Consider the following 21,606-nt stretch of genomic DNA (forward strand, 5'->3'; position numbering starts at 1 on the left):
ATGCCTCTTCCCCCCCTCACCTCGGAGCAGCGTCAGCAGGCACTTGAGAAGGCGGCGACCGTGCGCAAGATGCGCGCAGCGCTCAAGAAGGACATCGCCGCGGGCAAGGTGAACGTCGCCTCCCTGGTCGAAGGCGAGTTCGGCCCGTACGCCGAGCACGCTGAGGCGATCAACAAGACCAAGACCCAGGACCTGCTGCAGGCGATGCGTGGTGTCGGCGTAACGAAGGCCGCCTCCCTCATGCAGCGGTGCAGCATCGCCGAGAACCGTCGGCTCGGCGGCCTGGGCCATGATCAGCGTCGGCGGCTGGTGCACGCGATCAAGGAGCACACCGGCCAGGACGGCTGAGTCGCTGAGGTCCACGTAAGAGGGGCCGTCTCGGGTGCCGGGGAGACCGGCGACCGAGACGGCCCCTCTCATTTCCTCGCCCCCGCAGGTTTACGGTGTTAATCCTGGCCACGAGGGGGACTGGACGCAGTGGTGTTTCGGTGGGGTGCCGTGAGGGGCGCGACGCGGTGACGCATACTGTGTGCCAGGTACTGGCTGAACGTGGGCCGTTGTCGGACTGGGGCGAAGGGGCATCACCGTGGGTTCTCCGTCTCACTACGCCGACACTCCCTGGAAGGAACCCCTCCACGACCCGGGGCCGGCCGTCGTGTTCGACATCGACGGCGTGTTAGCCGACATGCGCCCGTTTGAGCACCTGATCGAGGCGCCGACGAGCCGGGAGAAGGAGTGGAAGGAGTTCCACAAGAACTTCGGCCGCGCCAAGCCGATCAAGGCCGGGCTGGTTACCGCGCGACGCATCTTCGACGAGCTCGACATCGACCTGGCGTACTCGACGACCCGCCCCGAGCAGCACGCACGACGCACGCTGCGCTGGTTCGAGCGCTACGACGTGCCGATGGGGCCTGTCCAGTTCCGGCACTTCGTACTGGACGGTCCGCGGCCGGCGGTGGAGGTGAAGCTGCGGCACTGGTGGAACTGGCAGGAGCGGTACGCGGAACAGAACCCGATCCTGGCCTGGATAGAAGACGACCCCGCCTCGCTGCATGCTCTACGCGCTCACGGCTGTCCGGCCTGGGGCCCCAACGAGCTCAAGTCCGCATCCCGCGGAGGCAAGTCGCTGCGTAAAGCCCTCGAGGCCGGGCCCGTGGACTGGGACGTTCTGGCGGCCGCGCGACAGGACAGATACTCGGCGTGGCGGGCCGATGAGGACGAATGGCGGGCCACGCGGCGCGACTGGTGGGACCGGGAGAAAGCCCGGCAGCGTCAGCGCCGCGCCGCCCGCAACACACCTCGCCGAGGTGGGCACTAGGCTTCTGCGGTAGCAGCACCCACCCCGCTAGTTGGGAGCCCTTCCCGTGACCGACACCTTCACGGGGCGGCCACGCACCGCGCGTCTACCCGAGGCGTTCCTGGCCGCTCTGCGCGACCGGGTCGACCTCGTCGACGTCGCCTCCGACTACACCGACCTCAAACCGGCTGGGGCGGGCCGGCTCAAGGGCCTGTGCCCGGTCCACGCCGAGAAGACCCCGTCGTTCGTCGTCTCGACCGACTCGCAGCGCTACCACTGCTTCGGCTGCGGCGCCGACGGCGACGCCATCAGCCTCCTCACCGACGTCGGGGGCCTGACGTTCCGCGAAGCTGTGGAATCACTGGCGGGTCGTGTCGGCCTGGCGATGCCCGAACCGGACGGGCAGGCCGACACCCCGGATCTTCGAGCCCCGCTGAGGGACGCGCTCAATCGCTGCCAGCCACTGCTGCATGCGTGGCTGCTCGAGTCTCCGGACGCGCTGCCGGCCCGCCGGTTCCTGGCAGACCGCGGCTTCACGGCAGATCACGCAGCCCTATGGGAACTAGGGTTCAACCCAGGCGGTGGCCGACTACACCGCACGGTGACCGGCGAGATAGACCCCGAGGCGCTGGCCGAGTCCGGCATGACCGGCCGTGGCCGCAACGGGGGCTGGTACGACGTTTTCCACGATCGGCTGCTGTGGCCGTTGCGGGACGCCCAGGGGCGTCTGGTGGGGTACGCGGGACGGGATCTCGACGGGACCTCGCGAGCGAAGTACCTCAACACCCGGGACACTCCGCTGTACACCAAGCACGAGGTGCTGTTCGGGCTGCACCTGGCCCGTCGACACATCCTGCGCCGCCGTCAGGTGATCCTGGTCGAGGGCTACACCGACGTGATGGCCATGGTCGACGCCGGCTTGGAGAACACGTGCGCGCCCTGCGGCACCGCGGTGACCGACGCTCATGCGGATCTGATCGCCGCCCGCATCGGAGACGGCGGTGAAGTCGTCACCGGCTTTGACAACGACGACGCCGGCCGCGCGGCCGCCTGGCGCACCTTCTTGGCGGTGCAGCGGTTCACCAGCACCATCACCTGCTTGGACCTGAGCGGTCTGCCGGGCAAGGGCGACCCCTGCGATGTGCGCTCCACGGCGGGGAACTCGGCACTGGCGGCGCTGGTGGAATCCCGGAAACCCCTCCTGGGCACGTTGCTGCGCGCCGACATCGCCGCCTACGACCTGTCGCTCCCCGAGCAGAAGGCTGGCGCCCGCGACGCCGTGGCCCGCCGTCTGGCCGAAGTCACCGACCCCGTCCTGGTCCGCGAGTACACCCGGCTCGCCGCCGACTGGGTGGGCATCGAAGTCTCCGACCTGCCCGCGCGCGGCCGCGCGGCCACCACGGCAGCCCTCCGGCCCACACAGGCCCAACCGCAGCCTGCGGCGAGGGTCGGCCCCAGTGAGGCCGAGCTTTCTGTCGCGGCGCTACTGATCCACGACCCAGATCAGATCGAGGACGCCTGCTGGTACGGGGGCGGTTCCCTGGCCGGGGTGATCGGCGCCCAGCTCGCCGAGGTCGTCGAGGCTTCCGCGGCGATGTTCCCTGCCGGGCGACCCGCCCCGGACACCGAGGACGCGCGCGTGTGGAACGACGCCATGTTCGAGGTCCTGGACGAGACGGCTCACCCACTGCTGACACCGGTGTGGCTCAGCGACCCCCCGGCGTCAGCAGATGTGCCAGGACTGCTGCGCAGGACCGCGAAGGCGCGCTGTTGGGCCCGCCTACAGGCAGTGCAGCAGCGCATGGACAACTCGGTGGGGCAGGACTGGCAGTCCCTCATGGCCGAGTACGACGCGCTGCGCGCCCAATGGCGGGAGCTGCAGGCGCTCTAGTCCTGGCGCCCCCCTGTTGTGCAGGCCGAAAAGTGCCGCATGGCCTCTGGCCGGCGCGACACCACAGCTGTCGTACCCCGGTCCTACGGTGAGGCCACACCTGACCGACCCCCAGGAGGAACCATGACCGCCACCGCCAGTGGATTCGCCCGACCCAACAAGCCGCGCATGCGCCAGCAGCGCAACAACTCGGTGGCCGCCCCCGGCGCCACCACGGCGCCGCCGGCCGAGGACGACGCCCAGCTGAGCATCGTCACCGACGATGCCACCGCGGGACCCGACGCCTCCGAGACCACCCCCCAGGGCTCCTCCGGTGCTGCGCCCCAAACCACCGGTCCAGAGAGCGACACCCCTGCCGAGAACTCGGCGCCGCAGACGCAGAAGGAAGCCGAGCCGACCACACCGGAAACGGATGAGACGGCCCCCGAGACAGACCCTCCGGCCGACAGCAAGCCCGCCTCCAAGGCCGCCGACACCAAGCCGGCACCCGACAAGCGTCGCCCCGCCGAGCAGCAGGCCTCCGCGTCGGGAGTTGGGCTCGCGGTGATCAACCCGGACGGTTCCGTGGACGTCGCCGACGGCGTCCATCTGGTCGACCTGCGTGAGGTGGCCGCCGAGTCCGACCCGCACGCCCTGGTGGACATGCTCGGCGCCCTGCGCACGGTCGGTGACAGTCCGCTGCGCGAGCAGGCCACGGCAGCGATCTCCGAGGCGATCACCGCAGCCGCGCTCGGCCGCTGACCGCCCCCAACAACGAAGCGGCGGGCCCTTCTCGAGGAGGACCCGCCGCTTCGTCGTGCACCCGCCGCGCGGTTACTGGCGCGCGGTCAGTTCCTCTCCGAGCTTGGTCAGCCACCGCTGGTGCCACTGGATGGCGTTGGTGTCGCCAGCGACCTGCAGGGTGTCGAACGCCTGATGCTTCTGACCCGAGGTGTAGTACATCGGGTTCGTGGCGATCTCCATCAGGCCCGTGTTGTCCTGCACCAGCGCCTGGACCAGACCGGGCAGCATCGCCGGCAGGTTCGCCAGGTTCGTCGGGTTGCCGAGCCCGGCGTTGTCGAACGCGCCACCGACCCGGTCAGTGACCAGGCCCAGGTTCTTCGCCGCGTTCTCTCCGGCCTCAGGCAGTCCGGCGATGATCTCCGGGATGTCCTGCAGCTGCTCGATGACCTCCGGGATCGCGGTCGGCAGCTGCGTGATCGTCGAGGAGATCAGTGCCGTACCCGACGGCACATCACCCATGTGGATCAGCCCGACACCGGCCACCAGGTTGATGATCGCCATGATGGTCTCCGGGCTCAGCTTGAGCTCGGGCAGCCCGGTCACCTGCAGCACGGTGTCAACCGCCTGGACGGCGAGCATGCCGCCCATCCGTGTGGCGCCCTCAGCGCTGTCCAGATCGTTGACGTTGACCGCAATGTTCTTACCGAGCTGCACCAGCGACCGCGCCAACTGCGAGTCCTCCGGCAGCGAGCACACGATGTCGCCCGGCACGCACGGGGAGGCCACACGGCCGGTCAGCTCGCCGAAGTCGGCTTCCCGCTTACCGGACAGGCCGCCACCGGAGACCGCCTGCATCGTGATGGCTTCCACGTCCACCAGCTCCTTGCTGGGCGCAGAACCCGACTGGGCGTCCTCATTCTTCGGGCTGGTGGCCGTCGTCGTCGCCGGCGTCGAGGGGTCCTGCCCGGCTTGGGCCTGAGTCGATGTGCTCGGCGCCCCTCCGGCGTCCGCGGCCGTGGAGGTGCTGGGCGCCCCGCCGGCCTCGGCGGCGGTGGAGGTGCTGGGGGCACTTCCTGCGGCGCGTCCCTCAGACGTGGCCTGCCCCGCTTCTGGAGCAGTGGTGTCAGGCGTGGAGGTGTAGTCGCGCGTCTCGCTCTGGCTGTCCGTGGTGCGGTCCACGTCGCCGTTGTCATCGCCGCCACCCTGGGCGGGCGCCGAGGACGAGGGCGTCGGCGTCTGCGAGCTCTTGGGGGAGGAGCTGGTCGTCGTCGAGGTCGGCGCCGGGCCGCTCTGGCGTGGAGCATCGCTGGCGTCATCCTGTCCGGCGGTGACCGGCGGGAGTGACGGCACATCCCGTGACGGGGCGCCGTTGACGCACTCCTCGAACGTCTTGGTCAAGCACTCCTCGGCGAACGCGGCGGGCAGCTTTTCGCGGGCCGCCGTGATGTCCTCGGCGTTCGCGGCCTGGCCCGCAGGAACGTCCTCGCCCGCAGGGGCGGGCGCTTCCGCTCGTGCCGCCTGCGCCACCAACGAGCCCGTCGAGACGGCGGACTCGATCTGGCCGGAATCCTTGGCGTACGCGGCGATGCAGTCCTGCAGGGTCATGTCGTCGCACCCGCCGATGCCGTAGAGCGCTTCCACAGCGCGGGGGCGTGTCCGCTCGTCTTCGTCGCTGCGGCCCAGGCGCCAGCCCTGCGACAGCAGGGAGCGGGCTTCCTCGGCGCCGATGCTGTTCTCGGTGCCGTCGGCCGCGACCGCGACGGTGCCGGGGCGGTCCCCTTCATCCTCGCCGACGGCCAGCTCCTTGGTCTCGGCGGTGGCCGGGTTGACCAGGTAGGTGATGCCTTCCGGGACCGACAGGTCGGTGGTGTCGTCCGCGATTGCCTGTTGCGCCGCGGCTACCTGCCCGGGCAGGGCGTGCGTGTAGGCCTGCATCACTTTGAGGGCCGACGCGTTTTCTGGGGTCTCCCAGAATGAGCGGAGAGCGTCATCGGCCGGAACCGCGGTGACGGACTTGATCTCGATGCGGGTGACGCCGTTGCTGCAGTCCTCCTTACGGGGGCTGGTCTCGCAGCCTGTCGTGACGTCGTCGGGCACCACGACCAGAGCGGTCGCATCTTCGGGCCGGTTCTCGCCGGTGGCTTCTTCGAGGCCGGCGGGCAGATGGGAGCCGCCGCACTCTTCGGCGGAGCCGCGGCCAAGGCACATCTCGGCTAGTGCTTCTAGATCGGCGGGTTCACCGTCAGCGGTCACCAGGTTCGCCGCGTAGCGGTTGTCCCCTTCGTCGCCGACGAGGTGGAACGCCCCGTCTTCCCGCTCCTCGATCATCTGCTGCTGCTTGTCGTCTTCGGTGACGATCAGCTGCTTCTTCGCGCCGTCGATGTCGAGCTTTCTGCCGTCCTCGAGGTAGGTGGACAGGCAGGACACGAAGTCGGCGTCGTTGCACAGGCCGTTGCGGAACGCCTTCGCGAAGGCTTCGGCGTTGGGGCCCATCAGGTCGGAGCCCAGGCTGTCCAGGATCTGCTGCCCGCTGATAGTGGCCGCGGGTGCGGTGTCTTCGTCGTTGACGAGGATGATGCCGGGGCCGCCGCCGGCGGGCCGCTTGTAGTCGCCGTAGACCACGGACGGGCCGGACGCCCCGTAGGGCAGCATGTACAGGCCGTTGTTGATGTTGAGCGTGCCGTCGGCTTCGTAGTTGGCGCCACCGATCTCCGGTAGGCCGCCGCCGGTTTGCGGCAACCCGCCGCCGCCGGTTTGCGGCAACCCGCCGCCGCCGATCTCCGGAAGCCCCCCTCCGGTGGCTCCACCCCCTCCGGTGGCTCCGTCGTCGAAACTCGGCAGGCCACCGCCGCTCGTGCCGCCGCCCCTCGTGCCGCCGCTGACTTCGGGCAGGCCACCGCCGGTGCCGCCGGTGCTGGTGTCACCGGTCGTGGCTTTTCCACTCTGCGCGGTCGGGCCCTGCTGCCGGGCCCCCAGTGCGCCGGGCAGGATGTCTCCGCCGCCGAACGCGCGAGACAGGTCGTTGATGGGGTCGATAGCGCTACGCAGCTGCGCCAAGCTCGGGTCCTTCAAGGCTTCGTCGATGGCGCCGGTGATGATCTGCGGCAGGAGGGGCTGAGACTGCGCGGTACCGACGATCAGGTTCGCGTTCTCGTCCCGCTTCGGATCCGAGAACAGGACGACACCGCCCACACGCCCCGGGTCCACCGGGGTGCGCTTCTGTCCAATCTCTGTCGCCACGTCACCGGCGATCTCCGCGCCCTGGGAGAACCCGGCGATGAAGATCTGCGCGCCGTCGCACCGGTCAGCGACGTCGATGACGGTCGCGAGGGTCTTCTTGACGCCGCTGTCGATGGACCGCTGGTAAGCCGTGCCGTTGACGCCGGCGTCGGCGTCATAGTTGATGAAGGTCGCCGACAGCTGCCCGCCGAGGGCCGCCTTCAACGGCTCGACGAACCCACCGAGGAGGCCGACCGGCTGGTCCGGGTCGTCGTCGCGGTTGATCTCGAAGGTGCCGGGCACGCCGATGAACACGTTGGGCGCGCACGTGGGGTTGGTGGATTCCTCGACCCCGTTGGACGGGGCTTTCGTCATCTGTTCGCGGAACCCGCCTTCGGGGACGAACGGGTCAGCGGCGGTCTTGATGCCTTCGGCGACCGCCCGCTCTCCACCGCCAGTCTGGCCAAGTCCGGGCATGTCGGGCAGGTTCGGCGATCCAGGGATGGAAGGCAGGCCCCCCTCGCCGCCGCCTGGGTTGAGGATCTTTTGGAGGTCCGGCAGCTGCTGTGTCCCCGCGTCCTGGGCACTTGCCGGCGCGGCGAGGCCCACGGCGAGTACAGCGGTGGCCGACAGAGCCCCGATGGACTGAGCAACTACGCGGATCCGCGACGGTCGAGACGCGGTTGGACGAACCATGGCGGTCCCCTTTGGTGCTGTGCATCGGCACGCACCGGGACAATCTGGTGGCATGCCGAATGGTTTTCTCCGATGTGCCCATTACGGTAGCAGAACCTCATGTCGCCTCCCGACCCAAAAATGAGGTGTTGCCTGCATAGATGCCGCCACTGGCACCGCCACCACACAGGTGTCGGGGAGCGGTTCTAGTGTGAGCCGCATGACCGATGACTCGGTAGTGGACATCGCCGCCACCATCGCTGCCGCCGAAGGCTTGCTCGGCGTCACCGACAGCGCCGCCGCGTACACGGACCTGACCTCCTACTTGCGTCAGGCCGGGCTGCTGACGGACCTGCCGCCTCTACCCGAGACCGGGTCGGCAATGGTGTGCGTGGACGGCGCGGTCGCCGCGGAGCAGACCGACACGCTGGCGTGGATCGCCGCCGTGGCCACGGACAGCTCGTCGATGCTCGTGCGGCGCAAAACGATGGTCGTGCCCGTCTCCTCGGCCCTGGACCAGGTGCGCTCGGCCGTGATGGCGCTCTGCGAGATGTCGGTCGCGGTGGAACTGTTCGACAACGACACCCCGGCGTGGATGGACGGTGGCCTGGTCACCCCCCTGCTCTCCGTGGCCACCGGGGTGCAGTCCGCCGACGCGGACACCGCTACGGCCCTGTGCGACCTGCTGGACGCAGTGGACGCCGCGGCCATCATCGACGGCTACATCGACTACGCCACCCAGGGCACGGTGGCCGCGTTGCCCAAGCAGGACACGGCCAGCACCTACTGCACCGAGTGGGCCGCCGTTGAGGAGCTACGGGAGCCGACCAGGTCATGGCTCTCGCGGCGGCGGGACCGCGCGGTGGCCGCTGCCGTGGTGCCTGCCGGCCAGTTCCTGGTTCCGCGACACGGGGTGGAGGCATTGCGGGTTTCGGCCAGGCCGCCACGGTGCGGGCACCGGCGGGCGACGGCGTGGGCACATCTGCTCGACGACCTGCTGGCCGACTGGCGCGACCTGGTGCGCCCGTGGGTGACGTACGCCGTCCCGGCCGGCGCGTCGATCGGCCGGGCGGTCAAGATCGAGTTCACCACCCCTGCGCAGGCAGGCATGGACGAGGTCGCCGCATTGGCCGGCCAGCGGGCTGCCCAGGCGTGCGCCGGGTTGACCGGGACCCGGGTTATCGAGCCGTACCAGCAATACGTGGTCGACCAGGCCGCCAAGTCCGAGGTCCGGGGGCTGCTCGCGCGGCTCGTCGGTCAAGCGCAGGCCGCGTTGATGGCTCATCACCCCAGCGCGGTCTCGAGGTTCCGCAGCTAGTCGTTGATGATGCCGACGATGGTGTACTTGTCGTCCTTCTTCTCGACGTAGATGGTCTGCTCGTCGACGTCCTTGACGATGTCGTCTCCGGATCCGCGGAACACGATGAGCTCCACGAGGTAGACGTCCTGTTCCTCCGGCTTCGGCTTGATCTTGAGGCAGTGCGACGTCTCCGGGGGAAGTGCGTCGATCGCTTCCTGCAGTGTCTCGGCGGTGGTGCCGGTGATCTCGTCGGACATATATCCGCGCGCCTTGGTGCCGTTGCGGTCGACGTAGTAGGCGTGGTCGAACGCGAGGATCACCTCCGGGCCGCTGTCTCGTGACCCGGGCCCATTCCCTGCTGTCGTGCCACGCGGGGCGTCGGAGCACTCCTCATCGGCGGCCTGGGAGGCGGTACGGGGGCTGGTCTCCGCGGTCGTGGTCGACGAGCTCATGGGAGGGGCCGATGAGGTAGACGCGGGAGGCAATGCCAGATCCTCGTCCTCTTCACCGAGCAGGCCCGACAGCGGCCCCATCGTCACGAGCGCCCAGGCCATGACGGCCAGGATCGCCGAGACGAGCAGGAGGACCAAGCCGGCTACCAGGCAGCCGCGCCGGCGGCCCGGCTCCGGCTCCGGCTCCGGCGTAGCCATGGGGTCCAGGTCGGTGCTCTCGCCGCTCTGGGTGACCGCGCGGGCTCGAGTCGGCCGGTTTCGGGAGCGGGCCACCGTGGGCCGCTCAGCGAACTCCTCGACCGGAGGGGCGGCGATCATGTAGTCGTCGTGCTCGTGGTCGGGCTCGTCGCTGTACGCCGGCGGGATTGGACCCGACGAGGCGGGCACCGTGGTGCTCTCACCGTCGGGCGCGGTCGGCGCCGAAGCGTCTCCGTTCGGGACGTACGGCTCTACGTCCTGGTCGTCCTCGTCCCAGTCGTCGTCCCAGTCGTCATGCTCAGCCATGGTTGGTAGACGGGCCGTGAAGGCGTCGTCTGTCCCCTTTCCTCGCGGGTACTCCTCGTTGCCGGGACCGGCAATCGGAGGTGATCGCTGATGGTGCGTCCACCCTAAGCGCCGGGCATGCCGCCGCTTCCTCCGAAGAAATGACGGTGGCCCCCGAGGAGTCCCCGGGGGCCACGCGGCGCTGCGGTCAGAACTGGAACTGCATGCTTCCGAACGGAGTCTGGACATCCACCGACCCGGTAGCGTCATGCACACCAAAGCTGTGCAGGTTCGCGCCACCGGTGACGGTGGCGGTCACACCGCCGGCGGGGGAGGACCACTGGCCGTCCACAGCTGCGGTGCCGACGTTCGGCGCGGTCTGAGTGTTCGTAGCCGAAAACCCGCCGGTCCCCGACACACCACCGGAGGTCGACCAGGTGGCGTTGTAGTTGCCGTTGGAGACATCCCAGGTCTGCGCCGCAGTGGCCTGCTCCCCGCCGCCGACCGTCGTGTTGCTGACATGCGAGGAGGTGCCGCTGTACTCGACGGCCGTTCCCGTGGACACATTCGGCGTAGCCGCCCCTACCTCGACCCCGCTCGTGCCGCCGGTGTCGGCCTGGCGGGTCTCGACGTACGTAGACACCACGCCGTTCGGATCGGCTGGGCTGGCCGCATCGAAGCTGCCCGAGGTCGGGGTCTGGCTGGCCGCCTCGACACGCTTGGTGTAGTCCCCAGCGGCATCGTCGGCCACCTCGTCGCTGTCCACAGCGTCAGCAGGGGCGTCACCGCCGGCGCCGCCCGCAGTGTCGGCCTCCGCCTGGTCGGGTTCCGCACCGGGCATCTCGGTGAGGACGCCGCCCTGCCCCGAAGGGGCGGCATCGTCGGCGCCCGTCGCGGCCGCCTCCCCGGCTCCAGCATCGGTTTCCGCCGCGGTGGTCGTGTCGGCGTACTGCTTCGTCTCCTGCGTAGCGCCCTGCTGGCCGGAGACGTTCTGCTGGGCCTGGGCAGCGGTGGTCTGCGTCTGCTGCGTGGGGGTCACGTTCGACGCCTGACGGGCCGTGGCCCCGCCGGTGGTGGTGTTCGTCTGGGCGGCGGTGGTCTGCGTCTGCTGCGTGGGGGTCACGTTCGACGCCTGACGGGCCGTGGCCCCGCCGGTGGTGCCCGTGGTGGTCGCCGGGGACTGCGGCGTCGACGCCGTCGCCGGCGCCGAAGACGGGCGCTCAGGGGCAGTGGCTGACTTGGTGGGGGTCGTGGAACGCTCCGACTTGCGGTCGGAGGGAACCTCGGTGGTGATACCTCCCTGGCCGCCGCCGGAGGTCGCGCGAGGAGTCTGTGCCGGGCCACTCGCGGTGGCGTTGGTGGCGCGCGGCTGCTCCGCTTGGGCGATAGTCGGGGCAGGCTTGGCCGCCTTCCGCGCCGGGGTGGAAGGGGTCTCTGTGGCGACACCGCCCTGTCCGCCGCCGCGCGGCGACTCGGTGGCGGACGCCCGAGCCTTGTCGGGGAGCTCTGTGCTCACACCACCTTGTGCGGCATATGCCGTTCCGGTGGCCCCGGCGATACCGCCGAGCGTCAGCGCGCTGACCGCGAAAGCCTTCTTCTTGATGGCACTCACGGGATGCCCCTCCCTGACCCACATGTGGGCCGTGTTTTCTCCGATTACCGCAAATCCTATAGGAGGAACGTGCTAACGACACGCGACAACAACGAGCCCCCGGCCACTGCGCAGTCCACGGCCCGTTCTCTCCGCGCCGCTCATACCCTGACGAGCGACGCGCCGCCGCAGGCGCACTCCTTACCGGAGGACAACCAAGCCCCACTGGCATGCAGGGATGTCATCGCGTTTACCCCAGTCGGGTCGAGCCCCGCACTGTGCGAGGACGGGCACTGCCCACCTGCGCCACCAGCGACGCAATCGGCCAAGCCCCGCAATTGCAGGGATGCCACTGCCACCAATCCATGGTCGCATGTCCGCCAGAAACTGCCCCGCGTGTGCGGGGAGGACGGACACCGGACCCGTCCACGCCTGGGGTGGCCACGGGCGAGCCCCGCGTGTGCAGGGAGGACGACTGGGCGCTGATGGGATGGTAGCGCCATTGGGTCGAGCCCCGCGTGTGCGGGGAGGACAGCCGCTTCACGACCGCGGTCTGCAGCAGCAGCGGGCGAGCCCCGCGTGTGCGGGGAGGACATTCCTTCTCCGTTCAGTCGTTGGTACGTGGAAGGGCGAGCCCCGCGTGTGCGGGGAGGACGCACGCGGCAAGTCGATCATCGGAGGACCGGCCGGTCGAGCCCCGCGTGTGCGGGGAGGACTACGCCACCAGACTCTCTGGCGGTCGATCTTCAGGGGCGAGCCCCGCGTGTGCGGGGAGGACTCGGCGTTCTCATTGCTCTTCTTGCGGTGATTGGGTTGAGCCCCGCGTGTGCGGGGAGGACACGGTGCGGCGTGTCGTGCTTGCGCTTCGTGTGGGGCGAGCCCCGCGTGTGCGGGGAGGACCTGTCCTTGAGTTCTTCGACGAGGCGCCCATAGGGTCGAGCCCCGCGTGTGCGGGGAGGACATCCCGGACTACCTGCTGGCGTACGCGGACGGGGGGCGAGCCCCGCGTGTGCGGGGAGGACGACACCGACGCCGCGTTTATCGCCGCCACGGGAGGGCGAGCCCCGCGTGTGCGGGGAGGACCCCCTCGGCACAGCCGACGTAGCCGCAGTGTCCGGGCGAGCCCCGCGTGTGCGGGGAGGACCAGGCCCACGAGCTTGTGACCAGGGAAGACGGGGGTTGAGCCCCGCGTGTGCGGGGATGACGCCAACGCCGAGATGGAGCCGAAGGCGGCCTACGGTTGAGCCCCGCGTGTGCGGGGATCGCACCGAGCGCGTCCGCGATCACCTCGCGCTGCGGTTGAGCCCCGCGTGTGCGGGGATGACCACGGCTGGCACCTGCACGTCCACGCTCTGCTGGGTTGAGCCCCGCGTGTGCGGGGATGACGCTTGTTGACCAGCCTGGACGCGGTCGGGTCGGCGGGTTCTCATTCAGTTGGCAAAGAACTCGTGGGTGCTGTTCACGCTACCGGGTGGTGGGCCCGGCGTGTCCTCGGCTGGTGCGTGGGCGTGGTGGGCTTCGCGGGCGCCACAGGTGTCGGGGGCCGGCGATAGTGTCGCGCCGACACCCACCCGTGAAGGAGCTCCCTGTGACCGGTTCCCCCGCTGATCCCATCGCCGTGGTCGGCTCACCCTCGGACTGCACCTCGGTGGTGCTCAATCTGCAGCGCTCCGCCTACGGCTCCCCGCTGCTCGGGTCGATGGTGACCTTGCGCAACGAGTACACCGACGGCTCCGCGGAGTTGGGGCTGGGCACGGTGACCGCGGTGCAGACGGTGAACCCTGACCTTGCGCCGACCTCGCCGTTGGCCTCGCACATCGCCCGCGGGCAATCACTCGAGCGGGCCGGCAACGACACGGACACCCGCTCGGTGAAGGTGAAGGTGGAGGCGGTGTTCCGCGACGGCGGGGACGGGCGGTGGGCCCGATACGGGTCCACCTTGTCGACGTCGCCGGCGACGGGCACCCCGGTGCGGGTCCTCGACCAGGCCATGGCCGACGAGTTGATGGCCGACGCGCACACGCCGGCGTACATCGGGCCTCTGCGGGGGTCGGATGTGCTGGTGCCGTTCACCCTGCCGGATTTCTCGGGGCCCCAGGGGAGTGTGCATGGTTGTTCTCTCGGCGCCACTGGCTCCGGCAAGTCGAATTTTCATTCGTATATGCTGGCCGCCGACCTGCGGTGGACCGACAAGGGGCACCTGGTTCTGGACCCGCAAGGCCAATTCGCAAGTGAGTTCGGATTGCCGTTCTCCCTGCAAGGTCTCGCGGCCGCCTGTGGCCGCCGCGTCACCGTTGCTCGGCTCTCCCAATCGCTGCGGCTACGCAAGGACGCGCCGCTGTTCCTGCTGCTGCTGGCCGAGGCCGGGTGGTTCCGCAATCTCGCGTTCGGTGCCGGCGCCGACGACCAGGTGGCGGCCGCCCGCGCGGCCCTGGAATCCGCCCTGCGGGACACCGCGGCCGTCAACGCCGCCTGCCAGACCGGGGACTGGACGCTCGCGGCACCGGACGTGCTGATGCGGTACCTGTTGGGCTACCTCGACGACATCCTGCCCGCGGGCACGATCTACGCCGGACGCGAGCAGCAGGATCGGGTGCGGCGCACGATCCGGCTGCGCCGCACCAACAGCGAGGGCATCCCCGTGGGGCCGGATGGCGAACCCATCGACCCCGCTCTGCTCGACAAGCTGCCCGCCGGGGCGCTGGACGAGGACGGCGAGCGCACGTTCGCCCGCCTCCTCGCTCCGTTCGCGGCGCTGCACTCCCTGTGGTCGCCGTACTCGCCGTCGGGGGCGGCGAAGATCGCCGCCGGCGCCCGCGAGGCTGAGCTCGACCCGGAGGACAAGCGGCGCGACGCCTGGGGGCTGATGCGGGAGGTGATGTCGCCCAAGCCGGGTGAGCCCGCCCCCTGGCTGATCCTGGATCTGAGCGCCGACCTGTCGCGTATCCGGGTCAGCAGCGACGGCGACGGCGATGACGACGCGGTGGGGGCGGCGCTACGGCTGCTGGACTCCGATGACGTAAAGGCCCGCATCATCCGCCAACTGCTGACCACGCTCGAGCTGGTCGGGCAGCAGGAGTTCTCCCGCGGCACCCCGCTGAACGTGCAGGTAGACATTGACGAGGCGCACCGGTGGGGCGGCCCGGTCGATCCACGGAGCTCGTCCGAGGCAAGGATCGCGCTGTCGAATCAGCTGGCGCGGATGCACCGGGAGGTCCGCAAGTTCGGTATCGGCTTCTGGTCGATCCTGCAGACCGCCACCGGGCTGCAGGACGAAATCTGGAAGCAGATCACCCGCCTGGCCGTCGGCTATGGCCTGTTGGATGCTGCCGAGCTGGCACGGTTGGGCAACCGCGTCCCGGACTCGCACTTGGAGCTGTACCGGTCATCGCCGCCGCCGGCCGCGACGGGCCGCTACCCGTGGATGCTCGTCGGCGGCGCCATCACCGGGCTCAGCTTTGGCTCGCACCCGGTGTTCGTCGAGGCGTTCACCGACCCCGACAGGTGGTTGGCGGCGAACCAGGCCTGGATCACCGACCTACGCCGGCAGTTCTCTCACCTGCTTCCCGACGGGGACACCGGCGGCCCACTGCGCAGTCTTCCCGGCCGCCCAGGGTTCGATGATGCGGCGATGGCCCGTCACGTAGCGGCGCGGCAGAAGGCCGATGGTCGAGCGAACGCAGATGCGGTGCGCAGTGTGGCTGTTGGGCGTGGCCGCGCGGCCGGGGCGGCACCGGCCGGTTCGGCACCGGCCGGTTCGGCCCCGTCTGCGTGGGCCAGCTCAGACTTCGACGATGACCCGCCCCCGTTCTAGTCGGCGAGGCCCGGGCCTTAACGGGTTGCGAGGCAGGTGACGACGATCGACCTGGCGAGCTCGTCGGTGATCCGGTAGTTCGCTGACCGTCCGGTGACGACGTAGCTGACCAGTCGCGCGTGCCGCATTGGCCGCAGCAGGGCCGAGACACGGTCGGGAGACAGGTCGACGTCCTCGGCGAGCTGGGTGACAGTGCTGTTCGGGTGTCGGTACATCGCCACCGCCAGCCGCAGTCGGGCCGGGTTGGACAGCAAGCCAAGGACGGTGCAGGACTTCTCGATCAGGTCGCTGTCCAGCGCGGCACCGTCCGTGAGGAGGGGTGTCAGCGTCGTCGTCGTAGCCACGCGCGCATCGTATCGCCGACTCGTGCTGGCGCCCCCTATTGCAGCGGTCATGTCACCAACTCCGGTTCCGCCGGCCCTGCCGGTTCTCGCGACAATCGAGGCGGCATGACCCGGCCTTAGAGTGTGGCCCGTAAGCCTCCGATCGCCGCTCCGTCGCGGCGGCTCATCGACCAGAAAGGGCACCCATGCCGAAGTTCAATTTCGTCCTCCAGCTCGACGATGATGAGAAGGATCAGCTGCAGGAGGCGTGCGACACGAAGGTGTTCTCGGCCGCGGTGAAGGCCCATGAGTCGCGCGTCAAGGACGGCGTGAAGGAGCTGTCAGCGCTGCTGCGGTCGCAGGTCACGCAGGATCAGCTCGAGAGCGCCCAGCAGGAGCTGCCGCGGCTGCGTGAGATGGTGACGGCGCTGTCGGAGTCGGACGAGAGAGAGACCGCGCTGGCCGCTCTCGAGCGGGCCGACAGCACGTTGAGCGACATTCAGCGGGCTGTGGCCGCCGCTCATCCCAACGCCGACTCCTGAGCCGGGTGCCCCCTGCCGATGAGGTCCGCTGCGAGCCGGATCTCGACAGGGAAAAGGCTGCACGACTGACCGGCCTCCTGGAGGCGGTGCGCTCCCTCGACGCTGGCGAGCTCGCCGGGCTGCAACGCGAGTGCGAGCAGACACTGCCGGCCCGCTCCGCAGCGGCTGCGGTCCTGGCCGATGGGCTGACCGCGACTCCGGGGTGGCGGTACCAGGATGCGGCCGTACGGTTCCCTCAGACGATGCGGCTACTCAACGAGACCACTCGGGGAGACGCGGTGCCGCATTTGCCGACCCCGCTGAAAGCGGCGTTGGTCGATGCGATGGTCGCGGTGGTGTGGCGTGAGTACGCCGACACGATCGGTACGCGCCTGGTCTCCACGTTGACCGCCCCGTTCCGGGGCCTGGGCGCAGGCTAGGGCAGACGCCAGACGGCCCCCGCCCTTGGGGAAGGGGCGGGGGCCGTCTGGCGTGTTCTGTCCGGGGTCAGCGGGTGTGCGGCGGGTCGATGCCCAAGCTCGCGCAGATACGGTCCACGCGGTGCCAGGTGGTGCGCAGGTTCGCGGCCAACCGGTGTAGCGGCATGCCGCGCTCCACGCCCAGCCGGATGACCTCTTGCTCGTCGTGGGCCTCCAGGATCTCGCGGGCGCCGGGGTTGAAGGGGCGCTTCTTCTGATTGAGACGGTGCCTGGTGACGGTCTGCTCCAGCGCCTGTGTGCCGAGTGCGAAGTGCACACCGCGCTGGTTGATGCGGGGCGGTGTCAGGTCTATGTCGGGGACCCAGGACACCTCGGTGCCGTTGACCCGAGCGACGACGTAGTCGGCGACCTCTGACATCGCAGGGTCCAAGCCGAGGTCGAGCTCGAGCGCGGGGGCGTTCGTAGGAGCTGTCTTGCCGGTGCTCCTTTTGCGGTTCGGCTGCTTTGGCTCCTTGGTCTTCGCGGTGTGCCCGTAAGGCTTGCTGTCGTCGTCGAAGAGGACGCCGGCCTGCACGACAGCGACCGGTGGGACGCCACGGTTGGCTGTGCCGTCGATGACGCAAGCGGTCTCGTAAGCGCAGGCCCGGAAGCGTGGGCAGGCCTGGCAGGCGGCGATGGCGGTGCGCGCCCTGTCCACTTCCTTGGGGGTGAGTTTGCCGTCGCGGTACTCGAAGGGCTCGAACAGGTCCATGTTCACCTCGCAGGCGGTGCGGGGTGCCGCGATGCGGGCTTTACGGATGGGCTTGTTGGGGGACTGGACGCGGGTGGGCGCAGTCATCGGTGCGGCCTTTCTGTGCTTCCCCCGCAGCGATCCGCCTAGCCAGTTGCTCCAGCCGTCTCGTGCAGAAGGGGTGGGCGTGTGGTTCTCCGATGGGCCTGACGATAGCAGCGATCCGCCCGATATTGCAGCACCAACCCGAATAATTCCCGAACAAACGCCCAGCCTGCGACCCACACCTGTGGGGTGCCACAGGTGTCGTAATGGGCTGAGAGTATGTGCTCATCGGAGAAACCCGCAGAACCGGCGACCGTCCGGAAGGAGTCTCAATGAGCTACACGATCGGAGTGCTCGGCTGCCAGCACCTCGGCTACCGCATGCGCGGCATGCGCATGCACCCGTCAGGGCTGAACCTGCGGGAAGTCGACGGGTACGCCGCCCACAAGCTCGTCTACGAGGACATGCTCGGCGCCGGAGTGGACGGCATCGTCGACGGTGGCGACCTGTTCCACGTCTCCGAGCCCAGCCCCGAGTCGGTCAACGTGGCGCTGCGCGTCGACGACCTGCGCGTGGACGCCTCTCCTGACGACCGGTTCATCTGGCGTATCGGCAACGGCGGCAACCACGACAACGGCTCGGGGCGTCACCGCTCGGCGGTCTCCGCGCTGCACCGCCCCCACCTGGGTAGCTACACCGTCTTCCCCGACCCCACCCGCCCCGAGTCTGACAAGGTCACCCCGCACCCGGGCTACTACGAGATCCACCAGCCCGACCCGGACGTGCCGCTGTACCTGCACCTGGTCTCGCACAACGGGCTCGACCCGGCGCTGGCCGAGCGGGGAATTGTCATCGACCCGCAGCCGTTGGAGGGCGGGGTCAACCTGCTGTTCGCCCACGGGATCTTCGCCGCCGACGGCCGGCTCTTCGGCGCCGACGAGCGCCATGGAGCGGAGCGGGTGATCCCCGCACAGTGGGCGGACCGCGGCTTCGACCACTACCTGTTGTCGGACTACCACACCCTCGGCCCAATCCCCGGCTTCGGGCCCGATGATGGGCGTGACAGAGGGCAGGTCTGGATGACCGGCAGCCTGTGCAGTCGAGGGTTCTCAGACGACATTTGTGGGCGTGGGTGGCTGCAGGTGACCCTCACCGACGACGGCCGGGTGACGGTCACCCCGCGGTACGTGTGGCAGCGTCCGCAGATCGACTTTCCGGTCATCGACGCGGCCACCTTGTCGGTCGACGAGATCGACCAGCAGGTGCGGGCCCGGCTGCTCGCCCAGACGATGACCGACCCCGAGTCCGCTTCCCTCACCGGGGACGGCGGAGTGATCTTGCGCCAGCGCATCAGTGGAGCGTCCCCGTCGCAGAAGCCGGCGCTGAGGGCTGCCGCCATCGAGTGGTCGCACCTGGCCGGCGACGCCGCGTTCTTCGGTGTCTCCTACATCAACTCGACCACCCTGACTGCCCGACCCGGAGAGTCCCGTCAGACCGGGGAAACCGGGCCTGCACGGGTGACCGACTACGTCGGCGAGTTCACCCGCCGCGCCGACGGCAACGGGGCCGTGGCTCGCGCGCTGGCCGGGCTGAATGGCTCCATCCGTGACCGCGTCGCCGACCGGACCCGCCGCGTCCTGGCAGACGTGGCCGTCGACACCGAGTAACCCACCCCACCTGCAATCGGAGATCGTGATGCGCATCACCCACCTGCACGGCTTCAACTTCCGTTCCCTCGACGACATGGCCATCGACCTGACCGACGACGGTCTGATCGCGATGGTCGGCGCCCCTGGCTCCGGCAAGTCCTCCCTGCTGTCGCTGGTGCCGTTCGTGCTGTACGGCGACACCGGCCAGAATGGTTCCCTGCCGGACCTTCGCCGACGGGGCAGCGACGAGTCCGACCGTTGCGGAGGCGCGGTCACTCTCATCCACAACGGGGACCGGATCGAGGCCTCCCGCTGGCTCACCCGCACCCGCCCCAAGGGCAAGATCAAGGAGACTGGCCACGCCTCGCTCACCATCAACGGTGAGACCGTCGACGGCATGACCCCCACCCGGCTCACCGCAGAGATGACTCGCATCCTCGGTCAGCCCAAGGACTCGTTCCGCGGCGCCAACTTCATCGGCCAGGGCGAGGTCGACACGCTGGCCACCGCCACCCCCACCGAGGTGCAGGCGCTCGTGGAGCACCACACCGGGCTGGCTCCGCTGACCCGCGCCCGGCAGAAGGCCCGCGAGGCCGCCCGCGAGGCCGCCACCACCGCCAAGGCGCTGCCCGGCGACGCGGAGGAGCTGCAGCGGGCCGAGGCCAACCTCGACGAGGCGCAGGAGGAAACCCAGGAGTGCGCCCGGCTCGCCGAGACCGCGACCACCAAGCGCGACCACGCCCGGTCGCTGCTCGCTGACGCGAGCGCCACCGTCGACCGGCTGCGCCGCGCCACCGAGACCGCGCGCGACAGCCTGGACAAGGTCGTCGCCGCGCGCGCGGTCGCCGAATCCGCGCGGCAGCGGGCCGACGAGGCCGCACAGGCGGCGCGCGAGCAGTGCCCCAACGGCACCGACACCGGGGACCTGGACGAGCAGATCGCGGCCCTCGAGGAGAGGATGCAGCTTCTCGTGGGAGTCGGTGTGTCCTACCGGGACGCCCAGGGCGCCGCAGCCCGGGCCCACTCCCGGCTGCAGACCGCGCAGCAGTCTGTGCAGCAGGTCGACCGCGACGCTCTCGCCCGCGAGATCGACGAGGCGGCATCCGCCCGGGATCGGGCTGCCGACGCCGAGCGGTCCGCGCTCAACGCCCAGGCGGCCGCGAACGCCGAGGGGGAGCGTCTGGCCAAGGCGGTGCAGCAGCTGCGGTCGGCCGAGACGGGGTCGGCGTGCTGCCCGACCTGTCGGCAGAACGTCGCCGACCTCGACGCGCTGATCAGCCAGTTCGACGAGGAGGCCGCCGCAGTGCAGGCGCGGGCCGACAAGGCGGTCGCCGACCGGCGCACCGCCGTGGCCGCACACCAGCAGGCCTCCCGCCGCATCAGCGACATCGAGGCCACTCTTCGCGAGGCCGACACCGCCGACCGGGACGCCCAGCGCGCCCGGCAGGACGCGGACGCCGCGGAGGGCACCGCCACTGCGCGAGCCGCGGACATGCGGGCCGCCGTGACCGCGCTCGACGGGACCGCCGACGACGACCTCGCCGGCGAGCCCCTGCTCAACGCTGGGCTGGCCGCGCACGCTGCCGCCAAGACCAAGGTCGGCCAGCTGCGGCAGCTGCGGCAGGTGTTGGTGGCCGCCAGCGAGACCCGCGCGGCGGCCGACCACGCCACCGGGCAGGTGCAGGTGGCGCAGGAGCAGGTCGTCGATGCCCCTGACCCGGCGGAGGTGGCCGAGGCGGTCGCCGAGCAGCAGCGCCTGCAGAGCGACTACGACGAGGCCGTGGACAAGGCGGCCCGCGCCGACAAGGTTCTCGGGTCGGCGCAGGTCGCGCTGATGCAGATGCAGACGTGGGTCGAGGGCGAGCGAGCCAAGTGGGACGCCAAGCGGGAGGCCCTGGACGCTGCGGAGGTGGCCGCCGGCACGGCGGAGGCCATCGGGGCGCTGCGCTCGGAGCTGCTGGCCGAGTACACCGGGCAGATCTCGGCGGCAGCCACCGAGTTGCTGGCCCGGTTCGGTGGCGAGCACGTCGCGTTCCATCTCGACTCCGACTTCGTGCCGCGCGTGGAGCTGCTGGACGGCACCCTGGTGGAGACCAAGACCCTCTCCGGTGGAGAGAAGGCCCGGGCCGGGCTCGCGTTTCGTCTCGGCATCACGCTGCAGATCACCCGAGGCGGTGTACCCGACCAGGTTCTCGGTGACGAGGTGACCAACTACCTCGACGAGGAGGGGCGCCGGGCGGTGATCTCGGCGCTCGGGCAGCTGTTCCCGTCGGTGGTGCTGATCTCTCACACCAGCGAGGCATTGGACTTCGCGGCCCGCACCATCGCCTTGGACCGCGATCCGCTCGGGGCGACCATGCTGCAGGGCGAGCCGCGCCCGCAGGAGCCGCTGGCCGAAGCCGGGTAGCCGGTGTGGGGTCCGCGCCCGAGAAAGCTCGGACCCCACACCTGGT

Annotated in this window: 15 protein-coding genes and 1 CRISPR repeat array; of the genes, 10 read left to right on the forward strand and 5 right to left on the reverse strand. The window is 69.9% G+C overall.

Features of this window, described 5'->3' with window-relative positions; translation table 11 throughout:
* The 4 genes from mihF to ACH0BZ_RS08835 all read left to right on the forward strand — a co-directional run bounded on the left by mihF (position 1) and on the right by ACH0BZ_RS08835 (position 3,929).
* A complete protein-coding gene (gene mihF / locus ACH0BZ_RS08820; RefSeq protein ID WP_406897789.1) occupies positions 1-348 on the forward strand; it encodes an integration host factor, actinobacterial type in 348 nt (115 codons plus the stop codon).
* Positions 349-586: 238 nt separating this feature from the next.
* Positions 587-1,318: a hypothetical protein gene (locus ACH0BZ_RS08825; RefSeq protein WP_406897790.1), complete on the forward strand. Its 732-nt coding sequence runs from the start codon at positions 587-589 to the stop codon at positions 1,316-1,318.
* Between the two features lie 46 nt (positions 1,319-1,364).
* Positions 1,365-3,188, forward strand: a complete 1,824-nt coding sequence (gene dnaG, locus ACH0BZ_RS08830; RefSeq protein WP_406897791.1) for a DNA primase — start codon at positions 1,365-1,367, stop codon at positions 3,186-3,188.
* Between the two features lie 123 nt (positions 3,189-3,311).
* On the forward strand, positions 3,312-3,929 hold the full coding sequence (locus ACH0BZ_RS08835) for a hypothetical protein (protein ID WP_406897792.1): 618 nt from the start codon (positions 3,312-3,314) through the stop codon (positions 3,927-3,929).
* Between the two features lie 72 nt (positions 3,930-4,001).
* Here ACH0BZ_RS08835 and ACH0BZ_RS08840 read toward each other — a convergent pair whose 3' ends face one another.
* Entirely contained in the window at positions 4,002-7,739 is a 3,738-nt protein-coding gene (locus ACH0BZ_RS08840) for a cutinase family protein (RefSeq protein WP_406897793.1), read from the reverse strand.
* Positions 7,740-8,025: 286 nt separating this feature from the next.
* Here ACH0BZ_RS08840 and ACH0BZ_RS08845 point away from each other — a divergent pair, with 286 nt between their 5' ends.
* On the forward strand, positions 8,026-9,123 hold the full coding sequence (locus tag ACH0BZ_RS08845; RefSeq protein WP_406897795.1) for a hypothetical protein: 1,098 nt from the start codon (positions 8,026-8,028) through the stop codon (positions 9,121-9,123).
* Here the strand turns inward: ACH0BZ_RS08845 and ACH0BZ_RS08850 are convergent.
* Entirely contained in the window at positions 9,120-10,061 is a 942-nt protein-coding gene (locus ACH0BZ_RS08850; protein WP_406897796.1) for a hypothetical protein, read from the reverse strand. The two genes, ACH0BZ_RS08845 and ACH0BZ_RS08850, sit on opposite strands and share 4 nt — an antisense overlap.
* Positions 10,062-10,248: 187 nt before the next feature.
* A complete protein-coding gene (locus ACH0BZ_RS08855) occupies positions 10,249-11,652 on the reverse strand; it encodes a hypothetical protein (protein ID WP_406897797.1) in 1,404 nt (467 codons plus the stop codon).
* 365 nt (positions 11,653-12,017) lie between these two features.
* A CRISPR array of direct repeats spans positions 12,018-13,017; the repeat unit is 25 nt; unit sequence CGAGCCCCGCGTGTGCGGGGAGGAC.
* A gap of 202 nt (positions 13,018-13,219) precedes the next feature.
* Between ACH0BZ_RS08855 and ACH0BZ_RS08860 the strand changes: the two genes are divergently transcribed.
* The gene (locus ACH0BZ_RS08860) at positions 13,220-15,445 is read left to right on the forward strand and encodes a hypothetical protein (RefSeq protein WP_406897798.1); all 2,226 of its coding nucleotides are present in this window, start codon (positions 13,220-13,222) and stop codon (positions 15,443-15,445) included.
* 17 nt (positions 15,446-15,462) lie between these two features.
* Here the strand turns inward: ACH0BZ_RS08860 and ACH0BZ_RS08865 are convergent, their stop codons facing one another.
* The gene (locus ACH0BZ_RS08865) at positions 15,463-15,789 is read right to left on the reverse strand and encodes an ArsR/SmtB family transcription factor (RefSeq protein ID WP_406897800.1); all 327 of its coding nucleotides are present in this window, start codon (positions 15,787-15,789) and stop codon (positions 15,463-15,465) included.
* A 185-nt stretch (positions 15,790-15,974) separates the two neighbouring features.
* Between ACH0BZ_RS08865 and ACH0BZ_RS08870 the strand changes: the two genes are divergently transcribed.
* Complete coding sequence (locus ACH0BZ_RS08870) at positions 15,975-16,310, forward strand: hypothetical protein (protein WP_406897802.1); 336 nt, start codon at positions 15,975-15,977, stop codon at positions 16,308-16,310.
* 5 nt (positions 16,311-16,315) lie between these two features.
* Positions 16,316-16,729: a hypothetical protein gene (locus ACH0BZ_RS08875; RefSeq protein WP_406897804.1), complete on the forward strand. Its 414-nt coding sequence runs from the start codon at positions 16,316-16,318 to the stop codon at positions 16,727-16,729.
* 67 nt (positions 16,730-16,796) lie between these two features.
* Here the strand turns inward: ACH0BZ_RS08875 and ACH0BZ_RS08880 are convergent, their stop codons facing one another.
* A complete protein-coding gene (locus ACH0BZ_RS08880) occupies positions 16,797-17,567 on the reverse strand; it encodes a hypothetical protein (RefSeq protein WP_406897806.1) in 771 nt (256 codons plus the stop codon).
* A 269-nt stretch (positions 17,568-17,836) separates the two neighbouring features.
* On the opposite strand from ACH0BZ_RS08880, the gene ACH0BZ_RS08885 reads away from it, so the two are divergent.
* Positions 17,837-19,171 carry a hypothetical protein gene (locus ACH0BZ_RS08885; protein ID WP_406897808.1) on the forward strand — a complete coding sequence of 445 codons (1,335 nt, stop codon included), beginning with the start codon at positions 17,837-17,839 and terminating at the stop codon, positions 19,169-19,171.
* 28 nt (positions 19,172-19,199) lie between these two features.
* Positions 19,200-21,560: an AAA family ATPase gene (locus ACH0BZ_RS08890; protein WP_406897810.1), complete on the forward strand. Its 2,361-nt coding sequence runs from the start codon at positions 19,200-19,202 to the stop codon at positions 21,558-21,560.
* Positions 21,561-21,606: the final 46 nt, after the last annotated feature.

This window comes from Dietzia sp. 179-F 9C3 NHS, assembly GCF_045369825.1.
Lineage (GTDB): Bacteria > Actinomycetota > Actinomycetes > Mycobacteriales > Mycobacteriaceae > Dietzia.